Origin of the sequence: Mesorhizobium sp. M7A.F.Ca.CA.001.10.2.1, assembly GCF_003998575.1 — a bacterium.
Lineage (GTDB): Bacteria > Pseudomonadota > Alphaproteobacteria > Rhizobiales > Rhizobiaceae > Mesorhizobium.
The window spans coordinates 1-1,287 of record NZ_RZQY01001051.1 but is presented as its reverse complement, the minus strand read 5'-3'; the positions used below and the strand labels follow the sequence as shown (position 1 = coordinate 1,287).

At 61.8% G+C, this 1,287-nt stretch carries 2 protein-coding genes; both read right to left on the bottom strand.

Annotated elements, in window-relative coordinates; genetic code table 11:
- The coding region (locus tag EN964_RS34930) for an ABC transporter substrate-binding protein (RefSeq protein WP_373565085.1) at positions 1-731 on the bottom strand (731 nt) is incomplete at its 3' end.
- 82 nt (positions 732-813) lie between these two features.
- On the bottom strand, positions 814-1,287 hold a 474-nt coding region (locus EN964_RS34925), incomplete at its 5' end, for an ABC transporter permease (protein ID WP_164776405.1).

Here is a 1,287-nt window from a genome sequence, read left to right as displayed (position 1 = left end):
CCCTTCTGCAGGCGCAGCAGCGCCACGATCGGCTCCTGGCCGATCTCGAAGGTGATCTTGTCCAGATGCGGCAGGCCCTTGTGCCAATAGTCCGCATTGCGCTCGAAGACGATGCGCTGGCCGAGTGTCCATTCGGCGAGCTTGAAGGCGCCGGTGCCGACCGGATGCTTGCCGAAATCGGCGCCGTATTTCTCGACCTCTTCCTTCGGCACGACATGCGAGAAGTTGATGGCCATGACATGCAGGAAAGTGGCGTCGGGCCGGGTCAGCTCGAACTTGACCGTGTAGGGATCGACGACGGTGACGCCGGAGAGGCTCCCGGCCTTGCCGGCGGCGACATCGTCATAGCCCTTGATCGAGCCGAAAAAGCCGGCGCCGGGGCTCTGGGTCTTGGGATTGGTGACGCGGTCGAGCGAATATTTCACGTCGTCGGCGGTCATCTCGCGGCCATTGTGGAATTTCACGCCATGGCGCAGCTTGAAGGTGAAGGTCTTCCCGTCGGGCGAGATCTCGTAGCTCTCGGCAAGGTCGGGCTTCAAATTGGTGGTGCCAGGTTCGTAATCCATCAGCCCGTCGAACAGGCTCTTGATCATCGACCAGTTCTGCCAGTCATACCCGATCGCCGGATCGAGCGTGGCGACATCGTCCTTGTAGGTGATGGTGATGGCGCCGCCCTGCTTGGCGTTCGGATCGACGGTGTCCTCGGCGCGAACACTTGTCATGCCGAGCATCAGCGCCAGCGCCGATGCCGCTACCGTGGAAGCGAGAAACTTTTTCATTTTTATGTTCCCTTTCTCTGTCTGGTTTTCATTTTCATCTGAGCTTGATGCGGGGGTCGATGAAGGGCGCGATGACGTCGGCCAGCAGATTGCCGAGCACGATGGCGAAGGCCGAGACCAGGGTGACGCCCATGATGATCGGGATGTCCACGCGCTGGATGGCCTGCCACGCCAGCTGGCCAATGCCAGGCCAGCCGAACACGCTTTCGACGACGACGATGCCACCCATGAAGATGCCGATGTCGATGCCGATCATGGCGATGACCGGCAGGATGGCGTTCGGCAGCGCATGGCGGAAAAGGATGGCTCGCCGCGCCAGGCCCTTGGCGCGGGCGGTGCGGACATAATCCTGACGCAGAACATCGATCATCGACGAGCGCATCATGCGGGCGTACCAGCCGGCGCCGAGTATGCCCATGGTCAGCGACGGCAGCACGAGATGACGCCAGGTGCCATAGCCGCCGATCGGGAACCAGCTGAGCCGCACGGCAAAGACGTAGAGCAGCAG